Raw genomic sequence first — 25,590 nt, 5'->3', positions numbered from 1 at the left:
GTAAAATGGATTTAGTAGTTGTGTGAATATTTTATTTTTGAATATGTTTGAATAACAATCCCACGTTTAAAACCATGGAAAATATTTGAGGAGAGCAACAAATATAGTTTATAGTTTAGGATTAAATCTCATCTTAAGTTGTAGCTATAAGTAATCATAACATAGACAAGGTTTTAATCTTGGTGTAAAATAATTAATCTTCTAACAATCCATATATCCGAACATAGGTATCAAATTCCTCCTGAAACGATTGTTTCAAATGATGTGCCTTTTGATTCTTTATATACTCAAAAACTTTTTCAACTTGTGATTCACTAACAGAATAAGCTGCGTATCCTGATTGCCATGCAAATTTTTCAAGAATCAAATCATTTCCATTTATTGAATGAGATGAACTTCCTTTTATCTGCTTCATTACGTCTGCAATGGATTTATTTGGGTTCAATAAGAATAATGCATGAACATGATCTGGCATTCCGTTAATGATTCGTACCGGACAACCTAACTCGACTAGCTCTTGATAGATATAATCATATACTATTTTCTCAATAGAGAAGTCAATCAGTTCAGCTCGTAATTTGGTTGCCCAAATAGCATGAATCCAAATTTTACAGTAAGATTGTGGCATATATTTTAAGTTAAGATTATAAATTCAAATATAATTAAATTCTCTCATAGTTTAATGCAAGAGTAATCCTATAGTTCTAAAAAACAACGCTTATTGTAATCAATAATTTAAACATTACCATAACATTGGCCACGGTTTTAACCGTGGTGTATTTTTCTATTTTATATAATAAACGCACGGTTGAAACCGTGGGCGATTTTGATATCATTAAATAGAATTTATGGATTAACTCAAAATACACGGTTGATCTCATGTTTTAAAAATTACCAAAACATTGGCCACGGTTTTAACCGTGGTGTATTTTTCTATTTTATATAATAAACACACGGTTGAAACCGTGGGCGATATTGATATCATTAAATAGAATTTATGGTTTAATTCAAAAAACAAGGTTGATCTAATGCTTTAATTATTATCAAAACATTGGCCACAGTTTTAACCGGTATAATTTTCTATTTTATATAATAAACCCACGGTTGAAACCGTGGGCGATAATGATATCATCTGCTTTGTTTTTTATGAATCAGCTCAAAACCTTATATAACTTATCCGACAACCGCACTCTAAACGGCACTTCAAAGGTAACTTTATCGCCAACTTTTGCATGAGGTGTTGCTACACCATCTACCAGCATTTTTTCAAGAATTAATTCTTCGTTACCGGTGGTTGGTCCTGCAATAAGTATTTTGTCGCCAATGTTTAAGTCGTGGTTTTCAATAACAAAAAGGGCCACTTTCGCTTTAACATAATAGTGAGTTGCATGTGCCAATAAAACTTTCTTAACTTTTACTTTTTGGCGAATGTCTTTCTTTGGTAAAACCGCCGCTAAAGGCTTGTCTGAAAGTTCTCCTGAATGTTTGAATCTTAAATTCTCCGATTTTCCTTTGCGAAACACTTTATTTCCAACGTCTTTTCCGGTACGCAATTTTACTTGTTCGGCTAATGGTAAATGTGTGGTTTCTAAACAAGTAGTCGAACAGCAGTTTTCCATTAATGCTTGGCATTCGTCGCATTGAATGAACAATAAATGGCAACCGTCATTAGCACAATTGGTATGGTTATCGCATGGTTTTCCGCATTGGTGGCATTGCGAAACAACGTCGTCTGTGATTCTTTCTCCCAAACGATTGTCAAAAACAAAGTTCTTTCCGATGAATTTGCTTTCTAAACCTTCCTCCTGGATTTGCTTGGCATAATTAATAATTCCACCTTCCAGTTGGTATACATTTTTAAATCCTTGGTGTTTGTAATAAGCCGACGCCTTTTCGCAACGGATTCCACCGGTACAATACATTACTAGGTTTTTATTTTCTTTAAAATCCTTAAGTTGTTCGTTAATGATGGGCAATGATTCTCTAAACGTTTCCACATCTGGAGTTATGGCGTTTTTGAAATGACCCACTTCACTTTCGTAGTGGTTTCTAAAATCAACCACAATCGTATTTGGGTCGTCTAGGATGGCGTTAAATTCTTTTGCTTTTAAGTGAATTCCTTTTTTGGTCACGTCAAAAGTTTCGTCGTTTAAACCATCCGCTACAATTTTATGGCGAACTTTTATCGTTAGTTTCAAGAAGGAATGGTCGTCTTGGTCTACGGCTACATTGAGGCGAATGCCTTGCATGAAATCGTAAACTTCTAGTGTTTCGCGAAAAGCTTCGATGTTTTCGGCAGGAATACTCATTTGAGCGTTTATTCCTTCATTGGCAACATAAATTCGGCCTAAAGCATCGAGTGCGTTCCAGGCTATGAATAATTCGTCACGGAATTTTTTTGGGTCTTCAATTTTTGCGTACTGATAAAAAGACAACGTAAGGCGTTGTTTGCCGGCTTCGTCAATGAGTTGGGCTCTTTCGTCGGCACTTAAGGTGTTGTACAGTTGCATGCTATAAACTTTTTAAGTCGAGAAATTATTTTCTGCGGCAAAAATACGGATAATTTTACGGGTTTAAAAATGACAATTGTCAGGTTCTTTTGTTTTCACTTTTTCTTTAATGAGCATTTAAAAGATGCCGAAAGATTGTATCTAGCCCCGACAGGAAGGAGCATCCTCGCTTTTTTTAAGCGAGATGCGGGAGGATGGCGGGAATATGGATTAAAAAACACCCAAGCGATGTGCTCCAAAATCTTTTAAATGGCTTGAAATAAAAAACCCTTTTAAAGTTGGAAACTCTAAAAGGATTAATTTATAAATGCTGAAAAATTTTAGCAGTGCTCGTTGTAAGCGTCTTGCAAGTTTTCTGCGATTAGTTCGGCTGGGCGACCTTCAATGTGGTGACGCTCTAGCATGTGAACCAATTCGCCGTTTTTGAACAAGGCCATACAAGGCGATGATGGAGGAAAAGGGAACATGTGTTGACGGGCTGCATCAACGGCTTCCTTGTCTACTCCTGCAAAAACAGTGATTAAATTATCTGGCTTTTTTGCTCCTTCGATACTCATTTTTGCTCCTGGACGTGCGTTTCTTGCTGCACAACCACAAACGGAGTTGATGACTACAAGTGTTGTTCCTTCTGCTTTTAATGCGTTATCTACATCTGCAGCAGTGTGTAAATCTTGGAAACCTGCCGTTGTAAGTTCCGCTTGCATTGGTATTACCATTTCTTCTGGATACATATCTTTATATTTATGAATTATGATTTATGAATTATGAATGGCAAAGTTACGAAGATTATGTGGTGGAAAATCGCTGGGTTTCATAAAGATTTGTTATCGTGGGATAATCAGAATAATCTTTTTAAAACTGCTTTTATAAAAGGCATTTTTGGGCATTGCCAAATCACTTTTAGATCTTCCCATAAGGAAGTTTCCTCGTCTAGAAATTTAAATAGTAATGCCGCTTTTGATTTTCTAAACATAGATGCAAAAATTGTTGAACCTATTTTATTATTATGGTATAAAATATCGATGAGTAACAAATCGTAAAAGTAAAATTTATCCTTTTTATGAAATTTTCTAAAGTCGGAATGATTTTGTAAAAAGCGAATTACTTCCTTTGATTTCTTAGTAGTATTTTTAAACGTATAACCCGTACTTGCTTTTGTCCATCCGCCTGCAGATCCAATATGAAGCACATTTTGAGTATTGTGTTTCCAAAAAGGATAGCACGTCATGGGAATATTCCCGTGTTCTTTCTCAAGAATTTCATATTCTGTAATACCTAGAGCTTTTATGTAGTCTAGAATTCCCTTTTCATACGCTTCTTTCTTGAGCAAATCGGGCGAAAACAATGTATATTCTAATAAAGCTTCTGTTTTTGAGGTTGGCAAGACATACATAAAACGTGTAGTTTCTTGCTGACTGATGGAAAAATCCATGAATGTTGCCGTTTCTGTAGTAAAAATTGGCTCCTTTGTTTTTATAAACCAACCCACAAAGTGCTGTTGTACTAATGGATATTTGGTTTGTAAAGCTACAAGGTTTGGATTGTAAATGCTGTTAAACAATTTTTCGCCATGAAAATTCCCTGCTGAAGTTTGCACTTCTACCCCGTCTTTTGATTCTGAAAATGTGGTGATTTTTGCTTGTAGAAAGGTTACGTTAGATTGTTGACTTATCAAATCAAATACACTTTTGTAAAAATCCACGCCTCGGATGGACTTGTAGGTATAAGGCTGCAACGCTAACTTGCGTGAATATTTTTGACTTTTAAAAAAAGCCGATTCATATTTTTGAGTAACGATTGCATCAAATTCGCCTGACACTTTTTCCCAAAAACTCCAAGTCCGATCATTGGTTTTTTTGGGATCAATATCAATTAAAAGTAGTTGCTGCTCTGAGAACAATCCAGATTGAATCATTTCATAAACCGTCATCAATGACGACAATCCCGCTCCAGCAAAAATAAAGGTGTACTTTTTCATTCATCAAAAATAAAGAATAAAGTGAACACCAATTACACAAATTTGCACAGATTTTTAGTTTGATAAATAGTTTAACAACTCTTTTGCATTAATAAACGACTTAAATTGCGCATCAATTGCATAATTAGGATTTAAAATGATTAGAGTTGGATAGGTTTGATTTGATAACGCTTCTGCCAGTTCGTGAACACCAGAATTTCTTCCTTTTGGCTTGTATTTAAAAGTATGGTTTTTAAACGAAATGTCGTTTTTGTCTTCTGCATCAAACGATATAAAGTAAAAATTATCGTTTAATTTTTGAATGACTTCTTCATTTTTAAAAGTAGAATTTTGCATCATCTTGCAATATTTGCACCACGATGTATGTATGAAAACAACAAACGGCTTTGGATTTTCCTTGGCAAACTTTTCGGCTTGTTCGAAAGTGTGTATTTTCAACTGTGCAAAATTTTGATAAGCTGTTAAAAGAAGAAATAATAAGATGGTTTTTTTCATATAACACCGATTTAAATGATCTATTTATGTCCTTACTATGCCTTATATTTTATTTATTTCAATACAAGACATGTAAGATCCATATAAATTGTTTTACTTTAAAGTATATCGCAATCCAAAAAAGCTTCTAATTCCTTGATTCGGACCGTAAACATAAGCAGGATCAAATGTCAAACCATAAGGATTATCAGGCGTTACCATTGCTTTTCCGCTTGGATCAAATTGCACATTTTTATCAAACGGATCATTGGCTCTGGCAATAATAAACGGATTTCCATTATTTGGCGTCCAATTTAAAAGGTTTTTTATTCCCGCATAAATCTCAAAATTCTTAAACTTATTAAACGTAAATTGAATATTTTGAATACTAAACGTTGGCGAATATTCTTTTCTTGGGTCAAGTTCACCCAACAATGGCAAACGCATTGGTCCATACACATTTCCTGTATAATCTATATCGATAAACAATTTAGGCAAACGATACGAAATAGCCCAAGTTCCTGAGAATTTTTCGGTTAAAATTTGACGTGTTTTAATATCGTCCTCTGTTTTGGAAACATCCATATAGGTCGCTCCTAAAATTAGTTTCAGTCCGTTTTGAAAAGTCATATCCACATTTGTACTAATTCCTTTTGTAACAGCGAAACCATCCAAATTTTTATAGATAATTTGATTCGGATTTGTATCATAATCAGGAATTATCGAATTGGTAAAATACGTGTACCAAGCTGAAGTTTCGATACCAATGAAATTTCCATTTCCTGTATACATTTTCTTCAAATAATTTAAATTCACATTATAGGATTGTTCCGGCTTTAGGTTTTCCAGCACAATAACATCCCTAGCACCAGTTAAAGCCGCATGTTCTTCTGTAAAAAGATTTACAACTCTAAAACCAGTACCTGCATTTAGACGAATAATATCATTGGCAGTCGCTTTATATTTATATGCAAATCGAGGTGTGAAAATCGAACCATGGCTGCTGTTATAATCGTATCTCGCACCAAGCAAAACGCTATTTTTTTCGTTGAATTTGATTTCGTCCTGAACAAAAATACTCGGAATCCAACTCTCATCAGCTGTTACAGTTGCCGTTGTATTATCGTCGTAAAAATTATAGCGAATGGCAGTTCCAAAAAGCAAATCGTGGTTCTTTATTTTCTTGTCCCAAGTGAGTTGCGTGAACCCAATTTTTTGACGAGCTAGATATTTTGTGTTTCCATAAACCGAGTTTTGGTCGTGATCTGTATAAGAAAACGAAAGCAACATTTTTTCTTTTATAGGAAGTTCATAAGCTCCTAACAGTTCGTATCTTTCGGTATAAATACTTTCTCCATACACTTCATCACCACCTCTAAAACTTTTATTCCATTGCATTTCGCCACCCCAACGGTCTTCATAAAAGTAACGTCCGGCGAGTGAGAATAGTTTGTTACTTTTTCTGTTGAAATTCCATTTTTGAAAAACAGAAATACGTTCTTGTAGCGTTACATCCGTAAAATTATCGCCGTTATTATCAATAGGATTATCGTAATTAAAGTAATTTGTTCCGACTAAAACGGTAGCCGTTTTTCCTACATTAGCTTTAAAACCTAAATCTAAATTCGCTTCGCCCCAACTTGTCGTAAAACCATCCGCTGAAAATACAGGTGCACCTTTTGGATTTTTGGTAATAATGTTAATCAAACCACCAACCGCTTCACTTCCGTACAAAGACGAAGCCGGACCTTTCACGATTTCGATTCGTTCCAATAAAGAATTCGGAATTCCCGACAATCCATAAACTGTTGAAAGTCCACTAACGATAGGCATTCCATCTATCAAAACCAATGTATAAGGACCTTCGAGTCCGTTGATGTGAATGTCGCCCGTATTACAAACATTGCAATTGAGTTGTGGTCGAACACCGTTTACATTTTGCAAAGCTTCAAAAATATTTGATGTTGGATTTTTTTTGAAGAAAACAGGTGAATAGGTTTCTACAGGAACTGGACTTTCTGAACGACGGACGGCTTTTAAAGTACCGGTTATTACAACTTCGTCTAAAAAATGGTCTTCATTTTCTAAATAAAAATCTTGTTGAAAATTTACATTTTGAATTAAAACGATATTTTCTTGGATTGTTTTTTTTCCGATGTACGAAACCCGAATTTTATACTTTCCAGGTGTCAATTTTTCAAACATATAATTACCTAAACTGTCTGTAATTGTAGTTCTTGATGTTTCTACAATTTTTATTACAGCTCCATTTACTGATATATCATTTGAGGAAACATTTCCAGAAATACTAGCGTTGTCTTGAGCATTACTAATTTGAGCAATTAAAGCTAGGGCGATATAGATTATTTTTTTCATGTGTGCTAAATTAAAATTTAGACAAAACTAAAAATTATTTTCAGAAAACAGAATTTTTATTCGAAAATAATTAAAACTTTAATTTCTGTCGACCACTGAAATTTAATTTACCTTTGTGTTTCGCTATAAATAAAACAGAAACGCATGACTTTCTCAGAAGAAAATTATCTCAAAACGATTTACCACCTTACGACACATTTGAATACCGAAATAAGCACCAACGCCATTGCTGAAAAAATGGAGACCAAAGCTTCATCGGTTACAGATATGCTGAAGAAACTGGCTGAAAAAGATTTGGTAAATTATAAAAAGTATCAAGGCGTTTCATTAACCGAAAATGGTCAATTGGCTGCAAAAATGATTGTTAGAAAACATCGTTTGTGGGAAGTTTTTTTAGTCGAAAAATTGGATTTTTCTTGGGATGAAGTGCATGATGTAGCCGAGCAATTGGAACACATCAAGTCAGAAAAATTAATCAATAAATTAGATACATTTTTAGGAAACCCAACCGAAGATCCTCATGGTGATCCAATTCCAGATGCAAACGGAAATATTATTAAAGTTGAAAAACAATTACTTTCTGAAATTGGCATTGCCAAAAAAACCATTTGTGTTGGCGTAAGAGATACTTCTACCGAATTTTTACAGTATTTGGACAAACAAAAAATTGCCTTAGGATCAAGTATTGAAATCCTTTCAAAGGAAGAATTTGATGCTTCACTGCATTTAAAAGTAAACAATCAAGAGTTAGTAGTTTCAAGTAAAATTGCCGGAAATCTATATGTACAGTTGATTTAGTGGCAACTTCCACAAGAATCGTCAGTGCCGCAGCCTTTTCCTCCTTTTTTCTTCCAAAAGAAGGTTCGCACTAAGAAAAAGATAGCGGCAAATAAGACCATAAAAGCGAGTATTTCCTGAATATCAACCATATTATTTAAGGATTTGATAGGCGATTAAAGCAACACAATAAGCCAAACCAGTCATAAATACGAGTTGGATAACCGGCCATTTCCATGAATTAGTTTCCTTTTTAGTTATTGCCAATGTTCCTGCACATTGCATGGCAAAAGCATAAAATAAGAGTAAAGAAACTCCTGTGGGAAAGTCAAATATCTTCTTTCCAGTTTCAGCATCTACTTCGGCGTCCATTTTATTTTTGATCGTATCTTCGTTATCCGCATCACCCACACTGTAAATTGTAGCCAAAGTACCAACAAATACTTCTCGAGCTGCAAAGGAAGTGATCAATGCAATTCCAATTTTCCAATCATAACCAAGTGGTGAAATCACTGGTTCAATAGCGTGGCCCATCAATCCAATGTAGGAATTCTCCAATTTTTCTGAACTGATTTTTGAATCGTATTCTTCATCACTGAAATTTTCAAATTGTGGATTGCTTTTTACACTATTTTCCACATCGTTAAAAGCCGCTCCTGGTCCGTAAGAAGCAAGAAACCACAGGATAATAGAGATTGCTAAAATTATTTTTCCAGCACCCAAAACAAATGCTTTGGTTTTTTCTAAAACGTTTATAACTACATTTTTAAAAATGGGTAACTTATAATTTGGCATTTCAATGACAAAAAACGTTTTCCCTTTAATCTTTAAAATTTTATTCAAAATATGAGCAGAAGTAATTGCTGCTGCAAAACCAACTACGTACAAAAACATAAGAGTCAATCCTTGCGAATTAAAAATGCCAAAGATGCGGGTTTTAGGAATAACTAATGCAATTAAAATTGTGTACACGGGTAATCTTGCCGAACATGTAGTAAAAGGCGTAACTAAAATGGTAATCAGACGTTCCTTCCAATTTTCAATATTACGGGTTGCCATGATTGCTGGAATTGCACATGCGGTACCTGAAATTAATGGAACAACGCTTTTTCCGCTTAGGCCAAATTTTCGCATGATTTTGTCCATTAAAAATACAACACGACTCATATAACCACTCTCTTCTAGAATGGAAATGAACAGGAATAGAAATGCAATTTGCGGTATAAAAATAACAACTCCTCCAATTCCTGGAATAATTCCTTGAGATATCAAATCTGTTAAAACTCCGGCCGGCAAATTATTTGAAGCCCATGCACTTAAATTAGCAAAACTTTCGTCAATAAAATCCATTGGATAACTTGACCAGTCAAATATGGATTGGAAAATAAGCAACAAAATTGCAAAGAAAATAACGTAACCCCAGATTTTATGTGTTAAAATTCGGTCTAATTTTCCTTGGAAATCAGTAGCTTTAGCTGTATCAACCGTGCGACCTGTTTTTAAAACATCGTTGATGAACTGATATCTTTTAATCGTTTCCTTTTGCTGCAAACGCTTTAATTCGGAATTGGGTTTCGCAAAATTATTGGTGTCTACAACGTTTTTATCTACTTTGGAAAAATTGACGTCTTGCGTAATTACCAACCATAATTTATATAAAGATTGACTTGGAAATGCTTTTCTCAAACTATCAAAGTAAGGAACATCAATGCTGGAAGCATTCAAACACGGTTGTGTTGAAAGTTTCTGATATTCCACAATCATCATTTTCAGATTGTCAATTCCAATCTTTTTTCTAGAACTAATTAAGGCAATTCGGGTTTTGAACTGTTTTTCCAGGAAAGGAATGTCCAGCGTAATTCCCTTTACATCCATACGATCCGCCATGTTGATGACTAGGATTGTAGGAATTTCTAAATCTTTAATCTGCGTAAAAAGTAATAAATTTCGTTTTAAATTTTCAACATCTGTCACCACAATCGCAACATCTGGAAAAAGCAGGTCATTTTTATTGAGTAAAAGTTCGATGACTACATTTTCATCCAGTGAACTTGCATTCAAACTGTAGGTTCCTGGCAAATCTAATATTGTGGCTTTGCAATTTAAAGGCAAATTCAGCGAACCCATTTTCTTCTCCACGGTAATTCCGGGATAATTTCCAACTTGCTGGTTTAATCCGGTCAATAAATTAAACACAGACGTCTTTCCCGTATTTGGATTTCCGATTAAGGCAACTTTAATATTTTGATTGGACATACCGTTTTATGCTTCAGAAGTTTCAATAAATATATCTTTGGCCATTTCCATCCGGATGGCAAGCAAACTATCGTTAATATTCAAAAATAAGGGATCTCCCAAAGGCGCTTTTTGAATCAAAACAACTGAATTACCAGGCAAACATCCCATCTCAATTAATTTAAGCGGAATTACGTTGCTGTCAAAATCAGAAATTATGGCGTGCTCCCCGATGCGAAGTTGTGCGATGGACTTTTGCAAAGCTTATTTAGATTAAATTTAGATTGCGAAAGTACAAATTATAAACTAAATAATTCGTTAATTTTCATTTTCAGACAACCATTTAACGTCTTCAATGAGTCGTGTTATATCTTCTGTTTTGGTTCCGTCGTAAAATCCACGAACACGGCGTTTGGTATCTATTAAAATGAAATTTTCAGTATGCACCATATCATACAATTCATCTGGACTTCCGGTTTTTACTGCTAAATAGGACTTTCTGGCAATTCCATAAATTTCCTTTTTATCTCCCGTAACAAGATTCCATTTTCCATCAATAACTCCTTTTTCAGTAGCATATTGACGCAAAACGGGAACTGAATCTGTGTCAGGTAAAACGGAGTGGGAAAGCAACATTACTTTAGGATCATTCAAAAAAGCTTTTTGGATCTCAACCATATTTGAAGTCATTCTTGGGCAAATGGTTTGACACGTTGTAAAGAAAAAGTCAGCTACATATATTTTGCCTTCGTACTCTTTTTGGGTAATTGTTTGTCCATTTTGATTGGTAAAAGAGAAATCAGGAATTGTATGGTATTTGCTCACGTGTTGAACAGTGCTGTCCACTAATTCTGGATTTACATCTGCAGGATTCATGATGGGCAAGCGTTTTTTAGGCGTCAAGGCATTCATAAAAAGCGAAACACTTATTGCCGAAAAAATAAAAATGATGAGAAAAAAGACTTTGTATTGTTTTAGTATTTTAAGCATGTGGAGATTTTGGCACAAAAATACAAAATCTTACAATTTTGTTTGACTTACAATTGTTATCTAAATCTTAAAATAACCAATTATTGGACTGAAAATGATATTTTTGTTATACAATCAAACTTAAATTACTTATGAAATATTATTTAAACAAAAAATTGCTTTTTGTACTTCCAGCAATTATTGGATTTACAGAAATGCAAGGCCAAAACCAGCCCACAAAAACGCCTGGAATTGACATTACATTAATGGACAAAAACGTGCGTCCTCAAGACGATTTTTTCAACTTTGTTAACGGCGATTGGTTGAAAAAAACCGAAATTCCTAGCGACAGAACCCGCTGGGGTAGTTTTGATGAATTGCGTCAAAATACAGATAAAGATGCATTAGCAATTTTAAAAGAAGCTGCTCAAAATCCAAAATACACTTCCGACACAGATCAAGGTAAAGCAGTAGGTTTATACCAAACTATTTTGGATACAGTAACCCGAAACAAACAAGGAATTGGTCCATTGAAACCGTATTTGGCAAAAATCAACAGCGTAAAAAACGTAAAAGATCTACAAGCTTTATTGATTGAGATGGAACCTGTTGGTGGTCTGGGATTTTTTGGCGTTGGCGTTGGCGCTGATGCAAAAAACTCGAATCGAAATGTGGTTAATGTTGGTTTAGGTGGACTGGGATTACCAGACCGCGATTACTACCTCTCTGACGATGCAGATTCTAAAGAAAAAAGAGCAAAATATGTGACTCACGTAGCACGAATGTTGCAGTTTTTAGGTGAAAAACCCGCTAAAGCCAAAACGGACGCTGACAAAATTTTAGCATTAGAAGTTGAGATGTCTAAACCACGTTTGGACCGTGTGGAACGTCGCGACAGTAGAAAAACGTACAATCCAATGACCGTTGCAGATTTGCAAAAATTAACACCGTCCATCAATTGGAATACTTTTTTAAGTGAAGTTGGCTTAAAAAACATTGATTCTGTAATTGTTTCGCAACCAAAATACATGACTTCTTTGGAAACGCTTTTTAAAGCAAACAAAGTAGAAGACTGGAAAGCGTTTATGAAATGGAATCTTTTGCGTACATCGGCTTCGCAATTATCCACTGATATTGAAGCTGCCAACTTTGATTTCTACGGAAAAACATTGACGGGTACTATCAAACAAAGACCACGTGATGAAAGAGCTTTGCAAGTAGTAAACGGTGCTACAGGAGAAGCTTTAGGGAAATTATACGTAGAGAAAAAATTTCCAGCTGAAGCGAAAGCAAAGGCTGAAAAGATGATTAAAAATGTATTTCTTGCTTTTGAAAATAGAATCAACAATTTGCCGTGGATGAAAAAAGCGACTAAAGTTGCCGCGGTCGAAAAATTGCATAAATCAAGAGTGAAAATCGGGTATCCAGACAAGTGGAAAGATTATTCAGAATTGACAATCAAAGCGCCAAGTGAAGGCGGAACGTACTTTTCAAACAGTGAAGCAATTGCCAAATGGAGTTTTAAAAAGAACATTGAAGACTTAAATAAACCTGTAGATAAAGACGAATGGTTTATGTCTCCTCAAACAGTAAATGCATATTACAATCCTTCTTATAATGAAATTGTATTTCCAGCAGCGATTTTGCAACCGCCATTTTACAATTATCAAGCCGATGAAGCTGTAAATTATGGTGGAATTGGAGCAGTAATTGGTCACGAAATTTCACATGGGTTTGATGATTCCGGATCGCGCTTTAACGCAGATGGAAATCTAATTAACTGGTGGTCGGACGAAGATTTAACATTATTTACTGGTTTGGGTGGTGCTCTTGCAGACCAATACAGTATGTTGCAACCTTTGCCTGGAACTTATGTGGATGGAAAATTTACCTTAGGTGAAAACATTGGAGATTTAGGTGGTGTAAATGCTGCATATGATGGATTGCAATTGTATTTAAAAGAAAATCCAAACCAACCATTAATTGATGGATTTACGCCAGAACAACGTTTCTTTATCTCTTGGGCCACTATTTGGAGAACGAAGTCACGTGACGAAGCGATTAAAAATCAAGTAAAAACAGATCCGCATTCTCCTGGAATGTATAGAGCTTATGTTCCTTTACAAAATGTAGATGCATTCTATAAAGCATTTGATATCACAAAAGCAGATGGAATGTTTGTTACTCCAGAAAACAGAGTTAAGATCTGGTAGTCAATTAAATATAAGCTGTCTTCATCGCAGTATTTAGAAGAAGCCTCGAAATTCAGTTTTCGGGGCTTTTTTTAGAGATGTATTGGTTCAATATGAATCAAAATATTGGCCAACTCGGGCATTTCTTCCATCAATTTATCTTTTGCTGCATGCGAAATTTCATGGCCTTCAGTTACCGATAAATCTCCATTAACTAACAAATGTAAATCCACTAAATAGGACATGCCTGTTTTTCGTACAAAGCATTTTTCTGTTCCTTCCACACCTTCTACTTGTTCGGAAATGCGTCTGATTTCATTTATCATATCATCGTAAAGATGTTCGTCAAGAATTTCACCTAATGCAGGACGGAAAATTAAATACGCATTGTAAACAATAAAAAACGATGCAAATAATGCAGCCCAATCGTCTGCAGTTTCGTAACCGGGACCCATCAGAATCGCAATTGAAATTCCGATAAAAGCCATAAGCGACGTTATTGCGTCACTTCTATGGTGCCAAGCGTCCGCTTTTAAGGACGAACTGTTTAATTCCTTTCCTTTTTTAGAAACAATACGATAGAAAATTTCTTTTGTAACAATTATAACTGCTAAGACAATTAGCGTATAATGCTCAGGCGTTTCATGCGGCGTTTGGATATTAGCAATACTTTCATAAGCAATGAATGATGCAGAAATCAATAGAAATCCGACTACCAAAAACGTTACTAGTGTTTCTGCCCGACCGTGACCGTATGGATGATTGGAATCGGCTGGACGTGTTGAATATTTGATTCCGAACAATACTAATGCAGATGAAAACACATCCGTCAACGACTCAATTGCATCTGCCACCAAAGCATACGAATTTCCGAAGACTCCCGTAATTCCTTTGGCTATAGCCAAAATTAAATTTCCAAAAATACTTAGGTATGTTGCTTGGATTGCCTTTTGAATTTTGGATTTCATGAAATTTTTTTAGAGTTGCAAAGTTATGCCCTTTTTTCAATGAAGCATAAAAAAAGCGGTCTAATTAAGACCGCTTTACTTTTTTTAACCTCCCATGTATTCTCCATCTTCTCCACCGCTTTCACCTTTTGGGCGTTCACGATCGGTTTTCTTTCTGTTGAAACGGTCAATAAAGAAAAAATGTTCATGCATGATACCGTTTTATATTAATCGCCCTTTTTTAATTTTGCTATTTTTAGTTTTAGATATTTCCGAATTAATACATATAAATCTAAAAGCAAGACTAGCGCCAGGACGCTTAAAATTGTTGGCATCAGCATTATTAAAATCTCTATCATAATACATGTTTTGTAAACTTTTTTAATTTATGAATAATATATTCCTACGTCGTTCTTACTCACTCAAATACAATGCGTTTATTTAATTTTATAATTTTTGCAAAAATATCATCGCTAATTCTAAGCAGACTTTATCTTAAAATTGTTATATTAGATTAATACGAGTTCCGTATACAATACTATTTCTAGCCTTCTGTTTTTATTCCACTGTTTTTAGGTACTAAGCATCTAAAAAAAACCGTATTCCAATTCACTTTCTTTCCAAGTAGTGCACAATTTTTTTATATAATTTCACAAGATAGTAAAGTATAAAAACTAAAAACACTACAGAAAATAATTGTGTTACTACTGAAAACCACCAAGTAGAACTTTCAACGACGGGTGTGACATTTTCCATTTTGAAGAATTTTTAAGGTAATTGAATAGCAGAAATAATATTTCCAGTTGGTTTATCTGTAGCAAGTTGATAATGAAGATCAACTGTAACTGATAAACCATTGAATGTACCAATTGTAACACCGTATGTTAATTTTCCATAAAGATCAATTGTTGCTGTGCTTCCAGAATGTGAAGTTACAAAATTAGTTTGATCCCACGATAATAAAAATGTTATTCCTGTTATGTATGAATTGACTGAAACCACTTTATAAGAAGGTGCTGTTTCTTGCTTTATTTCTGCTTTAATACTATAGGTCCCATACCCAAATTTTGTTGATGCAAGTTTTTCATTTACTTGTTGCAATAATTCAAAATCAGTACCAACTGAATTTTGATTTGTGTTTAAAAAATTTTGAAATTCCTGAACATTATTAAAGTGTAAAACATTAGATGGACTAGCAGAAGTGCCTACAACAAAAGTTAGATTATTTGTAATTCCCAAATTAAACAAGTTTAAAAGAAACTGCTGTGCACTTGGATAAATTAAAGTAGATTGCTGTCCTAAACTTCCTACCAGTGTACTAGAATTATTTCTCAAATAATTATCAAAACTAGATTTGTTAGCATTATAAACAGCTAATTGTGCAGTTGTCAGAGTACTTGTGAAATTATTAATTGCAGCAATTACGACCGGAGAAAATGAATTGCCACTTGTGAGACCTCCACCATTTTGACTAATTAAATTTTGTGGCGTATCCGTAATGCTTAAAAATTCCTTCTCATCTACACCACTTACTACTGTTCCTAAAGAAATACACTGTTCGCAGCTGTCGCAAGGTCCGTCAGCACATAAGCCAGTTTTTGTACAATGAAATAATATCTTCATCTTCCATATGACATCTATTCTTGCACCTACATCAACCATTCCGTTATTAGTTGTTTCATTTAGCAATTCTGTTACTTCAACATTTTCTTCTGTCTTTTCAAACTCTAATATTGACCATTGATAAGCTTCTCCAACTTGATGAAAAACAATGTTGTAGTAAAAATTTGGGTTGTTGGGGTAAGGATTAGGAATTACAGGTAGTGTAAAAGTAGTTTCACCATTTTTTACTAATTGTTTAACCGTAAGTGTGTCTACTGTAAAGCCTATAAATTGCAAATCTTCTGAGGATCTTCCTAGAACATCGCTTTCCACTGCCACAGGTTTAATATTTACATCAAACTTTTTAATTTTAGTCTTCTTTATAAAATCATTAAAACTGATTTTATTGCTGTCTTCGTGTTGGTGCGCTTGCGAATCTTGCGGCACATCATCTGTATCACAGTTTACAAAAAGTAAGAAAGTACAACTTAGTAAAGCTACTTTCAAAAGGACTTTTAATCTTTTCATTTTCATTTGGTTTAAGGTTGGTTAAATGACATACAATAACTATTTATTTTGCATTTTTCAAATTACCAGCATTTACTTGAATAAAATCATAGTGTATTTCCAAGCGATTCGATATTTTTGAGCATGCAAAACCATTAATTAGTTACATCTTAGCAAAAATTATCATTATCTTGCTAAAACAAGTCCAATTTGTCGATAACATTTTTCAATTTGTCGATATTTTTATATATTTGAAAAAAAATACATGACCGCCATTTCAAAAAACTTAAGAAAATTCAGAGAAAGAAATACTAAATATCAACAAAAAGATATTGCAGAATTATTGGGCATTAAGCAGAGTACTTACTCTACATGGGAAAGCGGTGAGTGTGATGTGAAAAGTGAATATATTCCAAAAATTGCAGCACTTTTGCAGGTAGAAATTAGAGAATTATTTGAAAACGCTTCTACTACTGTAAAGATCAATCAGTTTAATAAAGGCAACCGAGATCAATCTATAAATCAGGGAATGGTTTTTATCATAACAGATGAAAATTCAATTGCTAAAATAGTTTCTGCTATAAAAGAGAGCGGGAGTACTTTAGAAAGTAATGGTTTTTAATTACTGTATGATATTTTTTTTGCTGTTGAAAGAGCAGATGTTACTTCAGGAAAAAGCATAAAAAAAGCGGTCTAATTAAGACCGCTTTACTTTTTTTAACCTCCCATGTATTCTCCTTCTTCTCCACCGCTTTCACCCTTAGGGCGTTCACGATCGGTTTTCTTTCTGTTGAAACGGTAGGTAAATGATAGATTTACTTGACGCTCACGCCACTGCATTTCTGATGAAACATTTTGAGAGGGCAATTCGGTATCCATAACTCTTTTTCTAGAATTAAATACGTCGCTCACATTTAAAGCAATGGTACCTTTCTCTTTAAGCACATCTTTACTAAACGACAGATTCATACTTGCAATTCCATCTGAACGTCCTTGAGCACTATCTTGAGGAGCAATGTAAGTACCGTTAGTTTGCCAATCAATTCCGTAAGGTAGTGAAACTTTAGATGTAACTCTAGCAAACCAAGAAAGCGCTGTATTACTAAAATCAATTGTTTCAGGCGTATTATTCAGACCAAGATAAGTGTAATTTCCTTTAGTTTGATTTTTAAAAAAATTGAAATTTCCGTTTAATTTCCACCACTTATATGCATTGTAAGACAACGTAAATTCAAATCCGTATTGATCTTGAGAACCAACATTTATGGGCGAAGTTACTAAAACATTAGTATTATTGATTACTTCCGTACTTCTTACAAACTGTACCGCGTCTTTGGTTCTATTGAAATACATAGACGTGTTAAATGTAAATTTGTTGAATTTCTTCAAATACCCCAAATCATAAGAGTCGGTCAGCGATGGATCTAAGTCTGGATTTCCTCTAAAGATATTAATGTTACTAGATAGGCTAGAAAATGGATTAATAAAACGAGAACGTGGACGCGAAATTCGTTTACTGTAACTTAAAGAAACGTTTTCAAAGTCGCCCAATTCATAGGTTAAGAACGCACTTGGAAATAAATTACTGTAGCTTTTGTTATTAAAGGACGCTTGTGTAAATTGGTTGACGTCAATATTTGAATTTTCATAACGCAAACCAACTAAGTAAGAGAATTTGTCCACTTTAGAGCCAAATTGCGAATATACTGCATGTACTTTTTCTTTGTATTGCAGTGCATTTGTAAATTGTTCGTTATTTACAAATATGCCGCCTTCTAAATCTTCAACCCTGTAATCTGTAGTTAAATCTGTAATATTAAGTCGGTAACCTGCTTCCAATCGGTATTTATCAGCAAATGGCAATACGTAATCGGCTTGGACTAATACTCTTTTCTGCTTTTGAAAGCTTTCCGTAGTTTGCTGATTGAAAATTGTATTATTGGTAATTAAATCATTCGAGGTACTGTTGATCAAAGCATTTTCATCCTCCTTATTTTTGGAATAAGAAGCATCGATTGACAATTGATGACCATCCGTTTTAAACTTCTTGACAAAATTAGTTGCATATTCCATGTCTTCATCATCACTAAATTGATCATTGAAACGAGATGTTTGATTGGTCAAATTAAAGTCAGCGTCGTAGAATTTTTGGGATACATTATCCGGATTGTCACCGTTACTTTTTCTGTACGAAAAGGTGTTGGTCCAACTAATTGAAGGAGTTACGTACCATTCAAAACCTACATTTCCGTTGTATCCTTTATTTAAACGCTCATTGCTTCGTCGTTCATCTAAAAAACTTTCCGTCTCTCCTGAAGGCGAAAAATACTCTGCAAAACTATTTGAATTTCCTGGGCCTTTTCTGTAGCTGTACCCTTGCGTTGTAAAGTAATTTACTTTTTTAGTACGATAATTGAAAGTACCATTTAGACCAAAATTATCTGGATTACCTGTAGTAGCAGTTACTGTTCCATTTATACCAAGATTTTTTCCTTTTTTAAGGACAATATTAATGATTCCTCCTCCACCTTCAGCGTCATAACGAGCAGATGGATTGGTAATTACTTCCACTTTATCAATTGTTTCCGCTGGAATTAATTTTAGCGCTTCTGCAATATTAATTCCACCAAGACCAGAAGGTTTGCCATCAATTAAAATCCTTACGTTATCATTTCCTCTTAAGCTTACGTTTCCTTCCACATCTACGGAAACAGAAGGCACATTGTCTAAAACGTCGCTAACTGTTCCACCTTTAACCATCATATCTTGACCTACATTGTAAACTTTTTTATCTAATTTAATTTCAACTGTAGATTCTTCCTTTCTAATTTCAACAGCTTGAAGCATTGTAGCATCTTCTACCAAAGAAAAAGTGCCCAAATTCACATCATTTTGAATTGAACGATTTTTGATTTCAATAGGTTTGAACGAGATAAACTCAACTCTAATATCATAATTCCCTGTTTTCATTGTGAAATCAAATTCACCTTTAGAATCAGTAATTCCACCAGAAACTCCACTTGGATTTCCTACTTCAATAAATGTGATAGTGGTATATTCTAAAGGTTGCTTAGTAATCTTGTCTAAGACTTTTCCTGAAACTTTCACGTTTTTCACTGTTGGCTGCTGTGCAAAACTGAGGGTTGTAAAAAATAAGGCAAAAACAAAAACGAAGTAATGTGTGAATCGCATGAAAAATAATTTTAAATTCTATTATTAGACTGCAAAAATACCCTTACGTTACAAGCCAATTTCCCAAAGATGTGTTAAAACAATCCTTGGCTAGATTATCTAAAATGAATAAAATTTGTCGAAATACAATCTTATAAATTACGCGATTTATATACTAAAGTGCTACTGAAGCATGGGTGTAACTTATTAAAATGATTACACCAATTTTCTAAGCGTACACTATGACCTATCAAAAACACATTACCAATACTGAATCTATTATTTTACTACCATTATTTAAAATGATTGCCGAAAAAAAAGTAAATTAGTACTAAAATCCAAAATCCAATAGAAGTATGTACATTGAACAATTACAAGATAAAAAAACTAGTTTACTGACTTACCTTCCTATTCCGCTGTGTTTTTTTGCGTTTATGATTTTCAATTATATCTCTACAAAAGATATTGACACGGACGCTGTAATTAAAAACATAATCGAAACCGTAGGAGTAAATACTGCATTCGTTTTATTGGTTGGACCGCTATCAGTGATGTGTATTGGCTTGCTTTTCTGGGTAAAATATGTGCACCAACAAAGTTTGCGAAGCTTAACCACGTCACGAAAGAAAGTAGATTGGAACCGTATCTTTTTCTCCTTCTTCCTTTGGGCTGCATTTCTCATTGGAACAATTTTAATTGCTTACTATTATAACCCCGAAAACTATATCTATAACTTTAAACCCGTTCCCTTTTTTATATTTTTATTTTTAGCAATCATTCTCATTCCGTTGCAAACAAGTTTTGAAGAGTATTTTTTCAGAGGCTACTTAATGCAGGGAATCGGTTTGGCAACAAAAAGTCGGTGGTTTCCATTTGTGTTTTCTTCCCTCGCATTCGGATTGATGCACATCGGGAATCCTGAAGTTGGAAAAATGGGCTACATCATCCTGATTTATTACGTAGGAACCGGTTTCTTTTTAGGAATTTTAACGCTAATGGACGAAGGATTGGAATTAGCATTAGGCTTTCATGCTGCTAATAATCTTGTTGGCGCTTTACTTTTAACATCGGATTGGTCCGCCTTCCAAACGCACTCTGTGCTAAAAGATGTTGCAGCACCTTCTGCCGGTTTTGATGTACTATTACCCGTTTTTATTATATTCCCAATCCTTCTCTTTATCTTTAGTAAAAAGTACAAGTGGAACGATTGGCAACAGAAGCTTTTTGGCAAACTAAAAGATCCACAACCTCTAATTCCATAAATTTTATCCTATGAAAGAACCAACATACCTTGAGATACATCCCAAGTTCAAATTAAACGGACATAACTTGTCTAAAGATGATTTATATATCGTTGCTTACAGCTACATTAAGGAAGGAAACGCTTCCGAAAAAGGTGTAGGTCAGTTTTTATTGGATTGGCTTGACGATCATCCTTACATTGAAATGCATACTTCCGGGAGCACTGGAATTCCGAAATTGATCAGAGTTTCTAAGCAATCTATGGTTAATTCTGCTATAGCTTCAGGTAAATTTTTTGACTTACAGGCTGGTGCAAAGATTTTAAATTGTTTGCCGATGAAATATGTGGCAGGCAAAATGATGTTTGTTCGAAGCTTTGTGCTAGGTTTAGAAATGGATTTTGTTCCGCCATCGCTTCAACCGTTGCTGAAAGTAGTTAAATGCTACGATTTTTGTGCAATGGTTCCGTTACAAGCTCAAAACTCATTGAAAGAATTGCATTTGATTAAGCAACTGATCGTGGGTGGTGCAAAAATTAATGCAAAGCTAGAAAAACAATTGCTGAAACTAAAAAAAACAGCTTGTTATGAGACTTTCGGAATGACTGAAACAGTATCTCATATTGCAGCCAAAAAAGTAGGCGAGAAAAACTTTAGATTAATGCCTAATATTTCCATCACAGCTGACGAAAGAAATTGCCTGATCATTGACGCGCCCAAACTACTTGATTACCCTATAATTACTAATGATGTGGTAGAAATAGTAGAAGGGAATCAATTTCGATTTCTTGGAAGGCTAGACAACGTAATTAATTCGGGTGGAGTTAAAATCAATCCAGAACTAGTAGAAGAAAAGTTGGTCCATAAAATTAGCCCACGTTTCATGATTTATGGCAAACCCGACACCGATCTAGGAGAGAAAGTTGTCTTACTAATTGAATCAGATCCCTTTGCATTGGACGATGTCACTTTTAATGTGCTCGAAAAATATGAAAGGCCTAAAGAAATACATTTTCTAAAGCAATTTAAAGATTCTAGTAATGGTAAATTACTGAGAAAAGAAACCATAACACTTATCTAATGAAAAATTTTGAACACAAAAAAAAACCTGATTCATGTGAATCAGGTTTTTTTAATTTATATATTTCAAAGATTATTTAATCTTGAATGTAACTCTTCTTACGATGCTACGTGCGTCTTTAGATGCTTTATTAACTGAAGCGTCTTCTCCGTTTGCTACGATATTTAATCTTGAAGCACTGATTCCTGCGTCAACTAAAATCTTTTTCACGTTATTAGCACGTGCTTCAGACAATGAATTGTTGTAAGCATTGCTTCCAATTTCATCTGCATATCCAATTACATCTGCACTAGCTGAAGGATTAGCATTTAAGTATCTAACCAAAAAGTTAATACCGTCAACTGATTCCTTGTTTGGCATTTTGTCATTAAAGTCAAAATAAACGTTAACATAACTTTCGTTAATCAACCTCTTGATATCAAACTCTGATCCTGGTTTTCCAGCAAATTTAGAATCAAAATAACGCTCTAATTCATCTGCAACACCATTACCATTACGGTCAATAGTTCTACCTTTTGAATCAGTCATAACTCCAGCCATTGTATTAGGCTCAGCGTCAAACATATCAGCAATACCATCTTGATCAGAATCCATTAAGCCTTCTTCAATACTAGCTACTTTTTTCTCAACTTCATCTAATCTTTCTTCTAATTTAGTATCCATTGCATACCAGTCAGCATGAACATCATGTTTTCCTAAGTAGAATGTCAATCCTAATGAAGTATTGATCATAGAACCAGATAAGTTATTTGAGTCTGCAGAATAAGAACCATCCCAGTTAAAGTGTTGTCTTACATTACCTAAATAAGTAAAATCACCAGTTAATACAATTCTATTAGAAATTCTGAACTGAGGCGTTAAACCTAAAATGATTCCACCATTATCTTCATCTCTTCCTTCGTTCACGCCTAATCTAGCTTCTAAACGAGATACTTGAATACCTGCGTGAGCTAAAATTCCGAAACGACTTGTAAACGTTTCAAATTTCATTATTCTTCCAAGATTGGCTACACCTTGTAAACCAATTCTGAATTGTCTTGTTTCAAAAGGAAGCGACTTAACTCCGTCTTGATTTTCAGCACCAGATTGATTTTTAACGAAATCGTAACCAAAATCTAGTTTTGCTCCAAAATTTGGATTAAACATATATCTAGCTCCTAAATCGAAATGGTTAACATCACTAAAATTAAAATATTTTGAAGGGTCTGCAGAAAAATAACCAGCAGCAAAAGGCTTGTCTGCTTTGTTCTGACCAACATTTAATTCAACGGACCACTTGTTGTATTCGGAACCTTTAGTTTCCGCGTCCTTACTATTTTCATCAGTCTGGGCATATGCCGAACTTAATGCTAGAACACTAGTTAATGTAAGTAAATACTTTCTCATAATTTTAACGATTAATTAGTTTGCAAAATAACGCAATGTTTTTGACTCAAAAAAATATTTTGACATAAATTTTAATAAAATCTATATTGTTGTTTGCGAATAATTTAGTATACCGTCAAAATCGTAGGCTAAATCATAATATTTAAACATAACGTCCTTTCCCCTAACTTACTACCAATGCAAACGCACTCTTCTCCAGATTTTATTTCTAGTCAAATTTATTCAATTTACTCCTATATCCGATTTGCAAACGTGTTATCTTTGCGTAAACAACTAAAAACTTTACGAATATGCGATTTCATACACGGAAATGGGTTAAACCCGAAGACTTAAACCCTAATTTAACTCTCTTTGGAGGCAAATTATTGGCATGGATTGACGAAGAATTAGCACTATATTCGATTATCCAACTGGAAAACGCCCGAGTAGTTACTAAACACATGTCAGAAATCAACTTCAGGAGTTCAGCGAAGCAAGGTGATATCATTGAAATTGGTATTGATGTGGTGAAATTTGGAAACTCATCCTTAACTTTAAAATGCGAAGTGCGTAATATTATGACTTGGGATACCATTATCTCAATCGACACCATCACAATGGTAAGTTTGGGCGAAGATGGAAAACCAAAAGCGCATGGAAAAACCGAAATCGAATTTGTACGCAATCGAATAAAACTGGACAAATAAAAAAACCCATACCTCTAAATAAGGTATGGGTTTTAAATTAAAATAGTTACTCTTTAATTTCCGCCACCTAAGGCACGGTAAAGTGTAATAATTGCGCTATACTGATTGTATTGATTGTCAATCAAATTCAACTCTGTGCTTAACGCTTGATCTTTGGCAGTTAATACTTCTAAGTAATTGACCAATCCATATTCTAACAATTCATCTGAAAAACCAGCCGCAGACTTTAATGATTCCACTTGCTTTTTGCGAATATCAAGCTTTGTCGTTTCATTATTATAATCTTGCAATGCATCAGAAACTTCTCTTCCTGCTATTAACAAAGTTTTCTGAAATTCCAAAAATGCTTTTTCTTGATTGGCTTTCGCTACTTCAAACTTTGTTCTAATTTGACGTTTATTAAACAAAGGCTGGGTCAATCCCGTTACCACATTGGCAAACAAAGAATTCGCACTAAACCATTCTTTTAAGTCAATACTTTGTAAACCTCCGGTTGCTGTAATTTTAAAGGAAGGATAAAATTCACTTCTTGCAACATTGGTCATTTCAAAATTTGAAATCATGTTGTATTCAGCAGCTATCACATCCGGACGTTTTCTTAACAACATTGTAGGTATACCCACTTTTATATCAGCAGAAACATTTTGAGTTTCCAAAGTGGAACGATTTACTTTTTTTGAACCTTCACCTAATAATATGTTGAATGAATTTTCCAAAACCACAATCGAATTTTTCAAATCTTCCTTAATCAATTGGGTTGTGTACAATTGAGCTTCGGTTTGACGAACACCCACTTCCGTTACACTTCCAGCATCTTTCAAGGCTTTAATCACTTCAATACTTTCTGAACGGTTTACTAATGTACTGTCCACCACTTTTAATTGTGCGTCAAGCGACAACAATTGGAAGTAATTTTTAGCAATACTGGCAATCAATTGCGTTTGAACTGCTTGTTTTGCAGCTAAAGTTTGAAGGTAAGATGCACTTGTTGCTCTTTTATTGCTTCGGATTTTTCCCCAAATGTCTGCTTCCCAAGAAAGGTTTCCTGTTAACTGATATTGGTCGGTATTTCTGTCTTGCAACAACGCTCCGAATTGTGAATTCCTTGACAACTCATTGTGAGTCCAATCAGCACCAAGTCCAATAGACGGAAAATAACCTGCTTTTCCTTGTTTCATGTAGGCTTCCGATGCAGCAATATTTTGCATGGCAATGCGAATGTCCAAATTGTTTTGCAAACCATTAGTAATATGCTCTTGCAAAATCGGATCCGTAAATAAATTATTCCAAGCCAAGTCTCCTAAAGAAGTCGTGTCTGTAGAAACGGTTTCCATTCGATACAAATTATCTGTTTGCACTTCTGGACGTTCGTATGTTTTTGCCGTAAAACAAGATTGCATTACAAGAGCAACCAAGACGGGAAGTACGATTTTATATATTCTCTTATTCATTTTCATT

The 25,590-nt window shown here is 34.4% G+C and carries 21 protein-coding genes; 6 read left to right on the top strand and 15 right to left on the bottom strand.

Features of this window, described 5'->3' with window-relative positions:
• Nucleotides 1-193: 193 nt before the first annotated feature.
• The 6 genes from tnpA to H602_RS0116235 all read right to left on the bottom strand — a co-directional run bounded on the left by tnpA (nucleotide 194) and on the right by H602_RS0116235 (nucleotide 7,338).
• Nucleotides 194-628 carry an IS200/IS605 family transposase gene (tnpA, locus tag H602_RS0116265; RefSeq protein ID WP_026978966.1) on the bottom strand — a complete coding sequence of 145 codons (435 nt, stop codon included), beginning with the start codon at nucleotides 626-628 and terminating at the stop codon, nucleotides 194-196.
• Between the two features lie 523 nt (nucleotides 629-1,151).
• Entirely contained in the window at nucleotides 1,152-2,510 is a 1,359-nt protein-coding gene (gene trhO, locus H602_RS0116255; RefSeq protein WP_026978965.1) for an oxygen-dependent tRNA uridine(34) hydroxylase TrhO, read from the bottom strand.
• A 320-nt stretch (nucleotides 2,511-2,830) separates the two neighbouring features.
• Nucleotides 2,831-3,241 carry a BrxA/BrxB family bacilliredoxin gene (locus H602_RS0116250; RefSeq protein ID WP_026978964.1) on the bottom strand — a complete coding sequence of 137 codons (411 nt, stop codon included), beginning with the start codon at nucleotides 3,239-3,241 and terminating at the stop codon, nucleotides 2,831-2,833.
• Between the two features lie 107 nt (nucleotides 3,242-3,348).
• Nucleotides 3,349-4,488: a lycopene cyclase family protein gene (locus H602_RS0116245; protein ID WP_026978963.1), complete on the bottom strand. Its 1,140-nt coding sequence runs from the start codon at nucleotides 4,486-4,488 to the stop codon at nucleotides 3,349-3,351.
• 54 nt (nucleotides 4,489-4,542) lie between these two features.
• Nucleotides 4,543-4,983 carry a thioredoxin family protein gene (locus H602_RS0116240; protein ID WP_026978962.1) on the bottom strand — a complete coding sequence of 147 codons (441 nt, stop codon included), beginning with the start codon at nucleotides 4,981-4,983 and terminating at the stop codon, nucleotides 4,543-4,545.
• A 93-nt stretch (nucleotides 4,984-5,076) separates the two neighbouring features.
• Nucleotides 5,077-7,338: a TonB-dependent receptor gene (locus tag H602_RS0116235; protein WP_026978961.1), complete on the bottom strand. Its 2,262-nt coding sequence runs from the start codon at nucleotides 7,336-7,338 to the stop codon at nucleotides 5,077-5,079.
• Nucleotides 7,339-7,482: 144 nt separating this feature from the next.
• Between H602_RS0116235 and H602_RS0116230 the strand changes: the two genes are divergently transcribed.
• Nucleotides 7,483-8,136: a metal-dependent transcriptional regulator gene (locus H602_RS0116230; RefSeq protein WP_026978960.1), complete on the top strand. Its 654-nt coding sequence runs from the start codon at nucleotides 7,483-7,485 to the stop codon at nucleotides 8,134-8,136.
• On the opposite strand, the gene H602_RS19745 is transcribed toward H602_RS0116230, so the two are convergent.
• From H602_RS19745 to H602_RS0116210, 4 genes are read right to left on the bottom strand one after another with little or no spacing between them, the layout of a single operon-like run.
• Complete coding sequence (locus tag H602_RS19745; protein ID WP_084404279.1) at nucleotides 8,133-8,267, bottom strand: FeoB-associated Cys-rich membrane protein; 135 nt, start codon at nucleotides 8,265-8,267, stop codon at nucleotides 8,133-8,135. The genes H602_RS0116230 and H602_RS19745 overlap by 4 nt on opposite strands.
• Before the next feature lies 1 nt (nucleotide 8,268).
• A complete protein-coding gene (gene feoB, locus H602_RS0116220; RefSeq protein WP_026978959.1) occupies nucleotides 8,269-10,371 on the bottom strand; it encodes a ferrous iron transport protein B in 2,103 nt (700 codons plus the stop codon).
• Nucleotides 10,372-10,377: 6 nt separating this feature from the next.
• Nucleotides 10,378-10,611, bottom strand: a complete 234-nt coding sequence (locus tag H602_RS0116215; RefSeq protein WP_026978958.1) for a FeoA family protein — start codon at nucleotides 10,609-10,611, stop codon at nucleotides 10,378-10,380.
• A gap of 57 nt (nucleotides 10,612-10,668) precedes the next feature.
• Complete coding sequence (locus H602_RS0116210) at nucleotides 10,669-11,340, bottom strand: SCO family protein (protein WP_026978957.1); 672 nt, start codon at nucleotides 11,338-11,340, stop codon at nucleotides 10,669-10,671.
• A gap of 131 nt (nucleotides 11,341-11,471) precedes the next feature.
• Here H602_RS0116210 and H602_RS0116200 point away from each other — a divergent pair, with 131 nt between their 5' ends.
• Entirely contained in the window at nucleotides 11,472-13,532 is a 2,061-nt protein-coding gene (locus H602_RS0116200; RefSeq protein WP_026978956.1) for a M13 family metallopeptidase, read from the top strand.
• 71 nt (nucleotides 13,533-13,603) lie between these two features.
• Here the strand turns inward: H602_RS0116200 and H602_RS0116195 are convergent, their stop codons facing one another.
• Nucleotides 13,604-14,479 carry a cation diffusion facilitator family transporter gene (locus H602_RS0116195; RefSeq protein ID WP_026978955.1) on the bottom strand — a complete coding sequence of 292 codons (876 nt, stop codon included), beginning with the start codon at nucleotides 14,477-14,479 and terminating at the stop codon, nucleotides 13,604-13,606.
• Between the two features lie 747 nt (nucleotides 14,480-15,226).
• Nucleotides 15,227-16,588, bottom strand: a complete 1,362-nt coding sequence (locus H602_RS0116180) for a hypothetical protein (protein WP_157505136.1) — start codon at nucleotides 16,586-16,588, stop codon at nucleotides 15,227-15,229.
• A gap of 244 nt (nucleotides 16,589-16,832) precedes the next feature.
• On the opposite strand from H602_RS0116180, the gene H602_RS19055 reads away from it, so the two are divergent.
• Entirely contained in the window at nucleotides 16,833-17,189 is a 357-nt protein-coding gene (locus H602_RS19055) for a helix-turn-helix domain-containing protein (RefSeq protein WP_035759890.1), read from the top strand.
• A gap of 95 nt (nucleotides 17,190-17,284) precedes the next feature.
• Here the strand turns inward: H602_RS19055 and H602_RS0116170 are convergent, their stop codons facing one another.
• Nucleotides 17,285-19,759 (bottom strand): TonB-dependent receptor, encoded by a 2,475-nt coding sequence (locus tag H602_RS0116170; protein ID WP_026978953.1) that lies wholly within the window; start codon nucleotides 19,757-19,759, stop codon nucleotides 17,285-17,287.
• Between the two features lie 335 nt (nucleotides 19,760-20,094).
• On the opposite strand from H602_RS0116170, the gene H602_RS0116165 reads away from it, so the two are divergent.
• Together H602_RS0116165 and H602_RS0116160 are read left to right on the top strand one after the other, a co-directional pair.
• Complete coding sequence (locus tag H602_RS0116165; protein WP_026978952.1) at nucleotides 20,095-21,000, top strand: CPBP family intramembrane glutamic endopeptidase; 906 nt, start codon at nucleotides 20,095-20,097, stop codon at nucleotides 20,998-21,000.
• A 10-nt stretch (nucleotides 21,001-21,010) separates the two neighbouring features.
• Nucleotides 21,011-22,060 (top strand): AMP-binding protein, encoded by a 1,050-nt coding sequence (locus tag H602_RS0116160; protein ID WP_026978951.1) that lies wholly within the window; start codon nucleotides 21,011-21,013, stop codon nucleotides 22,058-22,060.
• 72 nt (nucleotides 22,061-22,132) lie between these two features.
• On the opposite strand, the gene H602_RS0116150 is transcribed toward H602_RS0116160, so the two are convergent.
• Nucleotides 22,133-23,446, bottom strand: a complete 1,314-nt coding sequence (locus H602_RS0116150) for an OmpA family protein (protein WP_026978950.1) — start codon at nucleotides 23,444-23,446, stop codon at nucleotides 22,133-22,135.
• A 290-nt stretch (nucleotides 23,447-23,736) separates the two neighbouring features.
• Between H602_RS0116150 and H602_RS0116145 the strand changes: the two genes are divergently transcribed.
• Entirely contained in the window at nucleotides 23,737-24,132 is a 396-nt protein-coding gene (locus H602_RS0116145; RefSeq protein WP_026978949.1) for an acyl-CoA thioesterase, read from the top strand.
• A 53-nt stretch (nucleotides 24,133-24,185) separates the two neighbouring features.
• Here H602_RS0116145 and H602_RS0116140 read toward each other — a convergent pair whose 3' ends face one another.
• The gene (locus H602_RS0116140) at nucleotides 24,186-25,583 is read right to left on the bottom strand and encodes an efflux transporter outer membrane subunit (RefSeq protein ID WP_026978948.1); all 1,398 of its coding nucleotides are present in this window, start codon (nucleotides 25,581-25,583) and stop codon (nucleotides 24,186-24,188) included.
• Between the last annotated feature and the right edge of the window lie 7 nt (nucleotides 25,584-25,590).

The organism is Flavobacterium tegetincola DSM 22377, from assembly GCF_000425485.1.
In the GTDB taxonomy this organism is placed as follows: Bacteria; Bacteroidota; Bacteroidia; order Flavobacteriales; family Flavobacteriaceae; genus Flavobacterium; species Flavobacterium tegetincola.
This window is presented reverse-complemented; position numbering and strand designations above follow the sequence as displayed.

Excerpts from the sequence above, each read along its gene's own strand:
- feoB (WP_026978959.1), bottom strand. The coding sequence starts at position 10,371 with ATGTCCAATCAAAATATTAAAGTTGCCTTAATCGGAAATCCAAATACG.
- H602_RS19055 (WP_035759890.1), top strand. The coding sequence starts at position 16,833 with ATGACCGCCATTTCAAAAAACTTAAGAAAATTCAGAGAAAGAAATACT.
- H602_RS0116195 (WP_026978955.1), bottom strand. The coding sequence starts at position 14,479 with ATGAAATCCAAAATTCAAAAGGCAATCCAAGCAACATACCTAAGTATT.
- H602_RS0116250 (WP_026978964.1), bottom strand. The coding sequence starts at position 3,241 with ATGTATCCAGAAGAAATGGTAATACCAATGCAAGCGGAACTTACAACG.
- H602_RS0116170 (WP_026978953.1), bottom strand. The coding sequence starts at position 19,759 with ATGCGATTCACACATTACTTCGTTTTTGTTTTTGCCTTATTTTTTACA.
- H602_RS19745 (WP_084404279.1), bottom strand. The coding sequence starts at position 8,267 with ATGGTTGATATTCAGGAAATACTCGCTTTTATGGTCTTATTTGCCGCT.
- H602_RS0116235 (WP_026978961.1), bottom strand. The coding sequence starts at position 7,338 with ATGAAAAAAATAATCTATATCGCCCTAGCTTTAATTGCTCAAATTAGT.
- H602_RS0116165 (WP_026978952.1), top strand. The coding sequence starts at position 20,095 with ATGTACATTGAACAATTACAAGATAAAAAAACTAGTTTACTGACTTAC.
- H602_RS0116160 (WP_026978951.1), top strand. The coding sequence starts at position 21,011 with ATGAAAGAACCAACATACCTTGAGATACATCCCAAGTTCAAATTAAAC.
- H602_RS0116230 (WP_026978960.1), top strand. The coding sequence starts at position 7,483 with ATGACTTTCTCAGAAGAAAATTATCTCAAAACGATTTACCACCTTACG.
- H602_RS0116200 (WP_026978956.1), top strand. The coding sequence starts at position 11,472 with ATGAAATATTATTTAAACAAAAAATTGCTTTTTGTACTTCCAGCAATT.
- H602_RS0116145 (WP_026978949.1), top strand. The coding sequence starts at position 23,737 with ATGCGATTTCATACACGGAAATGGGTTAAACCCGAAGACTTAAACCCT.
- H602_RS0116150 (WP_026978950.1), bottom strand. The coding sequence starts at position 23,446 with ATGAGAAAGTATTTACTTACATTAACTAGTGTTCTAGCATTAAGTTCG.
- tnpA (WP_026978966.1), bottom strand. The coding sequence starts at position 628 with ATGCCACAATCTTACTGTAAAATTTGGATTCATGCTATTTGGGCAACC.
- H602_RS0116245 (WP_026978963.1), bottom strand. The coding sequence starts at position 4,488 with ATGAAAAAGTACACCTTTATTTTTGCTGGAGCGGGATTGTCGTCATTG.
- H602_RS0116210 (WP_026978957.1), bottom strand. The coding sequence starts at position 11,340 with ATGCTTAAAATACTAAAACAATACAAAGTCTTTTTTCTCATCATTTTT.
- trhO (WP_026978965.1), bottom strand. The coding sequence starts at position 2,510 with ATGCAACTGTACAACACCTTAAGTGCCGACGAAAGAGCCCAACTCATT.
- H602_RS0116140 (WP_026978948.1), bottom strand. The coding sequence starts at position 25,583 with ATGAATAAGAGAATATATAAAATCGTACTTCCCGTCTTGGTTGCTCTT.
- H602_RS0116240 (WP_026978962.1), bottom strand. The coding sequence starts at position 4,983 with ATGAAAAAAACCATCTTATTATTTCTTCTTTTAACAGCTTATCAAAAT.
- H602_RS0116180 (WP_157505136.1), bottom strand. The coding sequence starts at position 16,588 with ATGAAAAGATTAAAAGTCCTTTTGAAAGTAGCTTTACTAAGTTGTACT.